Genomic DNA, 527 nt, shown 5'->3' with positions numbered 1-527 from the left:
AAATCCCACCTGAATACCCATTTGCCGAAAATTCATAACCTGATCGGTATTCAGCACATCGAGAAATTTATTCATCTCGGGCTGGTGGGTTCCCTGAATATTTCACCCAGTACGCGCATGGAGCGTGTGCTGGCGGCGCGTCAGGAAGTGAAATACCTGCTCCAGGTATTGGAAGAGAAAAAGGATATCGTTCAGGTAGCCATCACCAAACAGACCATCCCTTCTTCTACCTTCCAGATTTTCTATAACGACAGTGAGGCGCTTTCGGTGGCCTCCAGCCCTTTCCGTTTGGGGGAATTACCCAATATCAGCGCCGGGGTGGCGTGGGTTTCCTCATCAAAAGAGGCGATTCACCACCATCAATCCCTGTTCGATGCGCTGTGGGAAAATGCCGCCAAAGGGGAAGATGCCCTGCGTTTGTTACGTGATACCCTCGATCGCTACTGATGACGCGCTCTGTTGTTTCTGCTTCAGGCGTTGGCTAACCGCGCCAGCGTGTTTTTCAATACCGTGGCGGCCAGTGCGAT

The 527-nt window shown here is 51.8% G+C and carries 1 pseudogene; it reads left to right on the top strand.

Annotation, left to right across the window (positions count from 1 at the left end):
• A pseudogene (locus tag J5224_RS35015) lies at positions 1-447 on the top strand (XRE family transcriptional regulator); the annotation flags it as partial.
• Positions 448-527: the final 80 nt, after the last annotated feature.

It is taken from the genome of Candidatus Symbiopectobacterium sp. NZEC135 (assembly GCF_025962695.1).
This window is presented reverse-complemented; position numbering and strand designations above follow the sequence as displayed.